General features: G+C 55.8%; 1 protein-coding gene. It reads left to right on the plus strand.

What is annotated here, in order from left to right; translation table 11 throughout:
• Positions 1–1,198 precede the first annotated feature (1,198 nt).
• Positions 1,199–2,533 carry an oxygen-independent coproporphyrinogen III oxidase gene (gene hemN, locus A3C3_RS0137175; RefSeq protein WP_022719506.1) on the plus strand — a complete coding sequence of 445 codons (1,335 nt, stop codon included), beginning with the start codon at positions 1,199–1,201 and terminating at the stop codon, positions 2,531–2,533.
• Positions 2,534–2,624: the final 91 nt, after the last annotated feature.

The following is a 2,624-nucleotide window of genomic DNA, read 5'->3' on the forward strand; positions in this document are numbered from 1 at the left end:
TGTCGGCGATCCGACAGCGTTACCAGGACTTCTGGACCAGATCGGTGGCCCCGTCGAGAAGTTCATTGCCGACGGCGCCTATGGGAGATTTCGTTGTTCATGCCAGCTCACCCCGTGTCCTCGACAAAGGGCACAGGTTTGCTGGAGTCGATGCCGCGAAGCGAGCCCCACCCGCGGTCATCCGCGTTCGTTTTTGGCTTTCCTGCACCACCGCGTCGTACGAAAGGGCGACAGGAAATCAATACCCGCGCCATCGTGGGCACAGCAGTCGCGCAACGCCAACTGGTGGATGCAGCAACCAAGAAGACGGCAGCCGACCAGCAGCGCGCGTCGCGCCGCCACGGCCTCATGAAGTGTCACCGAACGCAGGGGCAAATCAGCGTAGCGCGCTTCCACGAAGTTGCCCGAAGGTCGGTCTTCGCAGTTGCAGTTAATTCGAGAATCCCGCCCCTCGGATTCTCATCTTTAAATGCCAAATCCGGCTGAAACAGCCGCATTCGCCCGTTTAATTGCTAAGTGACATCCTCGCCAACGCCAAGGTCCCCGACCGGGGTCGAGCTACGGGTCTCTACCCGTCGCTCGACCCCCTTGTGATGGGATGCACGGGTGTGACAAGCGCGGTTGATTTTTTTGTCGCTGTTGAAGTTTCGTGGGCATGATTGATCCAGATCAACGCCGCGCGACCTCGTACGTGCAAAGACTGTCCTCGTCATAGCGCACTAAGCACTGATAAACATCGTGGAGAACATAGACGACTTCTGATTTGCGTATTGGCTCTCCAGCTCCGTCGATAAACGCGCCAGGACTGGCTGCGTGGCGATCCGCCTTGCGGACCTCGAGCCCAGCTCGATATTACATCCTCGAGTTCTTTTCAAGGCTCTGAGCAGGTTGGTACAGGTGCAGGAGAAATATAGGGAGAGGGGTGAGCTCGTCGGACGTTGCAGCAGAAGAGTGCGCTGCAACGTCCGACGAGCTCACCCCCTCTGATGAACGAGATCCGGTACAAAAAACGGCCTACAGATGAGGCAGATGAAGGCGATTTCATCGCTATGTGTCTGACGAATTCTCAAAAAGGTCCAAGACTCTCGGTCAGCGCAAAGCGGCTAATGCAGGTTAGTGAGTAGATCTAGAAGTCAAAGCGGTCGAAATCTCGCCACGCCAGCGGATGATAGGCTGATATCAGCATGGGAGATAATCAGTGCAGAGCTCACTCCAGACAAAGTACTATGATGCTCACCTGCCTTGGTACACCATCTATCCAACTGTACCACGATTTTCGACGGCGGTCGGCGCAAAGGCTTATGAGGAATGGCTGAGAGGTCTTCCGTCCGACGATTCAGTATCGCTATATCTCCACATACCATTCTGCCGATCGATGTGCTGGTATTGCGGCTTTCCCACGAGCATCACTCGTCAGGACGCCTCGATCCTCAACTATGTCGCACTGATGCGTCAGGAAATCCATTTGGTTGCGGAACAGACGACGCAACCGCTGCCCGTGGGTGACGTGCATTTCGGTGGCGGAACTCCAAGCATCATTAAGCCGGCGGAGTTCATGAGCCTCATGGAACTTCTGCGTCGCCGATTCGCATTCGGAAAGACGGCGACGATCGCCGTGGAGATCGACCCACGCACGTTCACCGCCGAGATGGCAGAAGCCTTTGGAGCGGCCGGGGTAAACCGAGCGAGCATCGGCGTACAGAGCTTCGATCCCGTTGTTCAAAAAGCAATCAATCGGATCCAAGGCGAGGAGCAGACGGCTACTGTGGTCAATCAACTGCGCCGCCATGGCATAAACCGCATCAATTTTGACTTGATGTACGGTCTTCCAAATCAGACGGTGCAGTCCTGCGTCAAGACCGCGGGAGCTGCTGCCGCCATGCGCCCCAGTCGGTTTGCCGTGTTCGGCTACGCACATGTTCCATCCTATAGAAAAAACCAACGTTTGATCGAGGAGGGGGCACTACCGGACCTATCTGCCCGCGCGGATCAGGCCACGGCCGTGGCCAACACCCTGATTGCGGAAGGCTACGTTCCGATCGGGCTCGACCATTTCGCCTTGCCGGACGATGAGCTTGCGTTGGCGCAGAAGGCCGGCCGATTGCGGCGTAACTCATTGGGCTATTCGGCCGACACCTGCACAACCGTGATCGGCTTCGGCGCATCAGCTATTGGCCGTGTAGGCGACGGCTACGTGCAAAACGAACTTACACAAAGTTTGTATAGCCGGAACATCGCATCTGGCCGTATTGCTACGTCAAAGGGCTATCGTCTAACCGGCGAAGATCGGCTGAGAGCCGCAATCATCGAGCGGTTAATGTGCGATCTGGAAGCTGATGTCCCTGTCATATGCCGTGCTCATGGCTTTGATTGGATCGCTTTTCTCAATTCAGTTGAGCGTCTAGCGATGTTTGCGGAGGACGGTATCTTGGACGTGGAGAAGGGTATCGTTCGGGTTCGACAGGAGCACCGCTTTATGTTGCGTGCTGTCGCTGCTGCATTCGATGTTTATCAAGACCGAATACCGAACTAGAGTATCCGTTTTGATCAAGCGGCTTTTTGGTTCCATTTTCGGTTGTCGCGCAGGAGTGCGTTGGCGAGGACGATAAGTTTTCGCATGATTG

It is taken from the genome of Rhizobium mongolense USDA 1844 (genome assembly GCF_000419765.1).
GTDB classification, from domain to species: domain Bacteria; phylum Pseudomonadota; class Alphaproteobacteria; order Rhizobiales; family Rhizobiaceae; genus Rhizobium; species Rhizobium mongolense.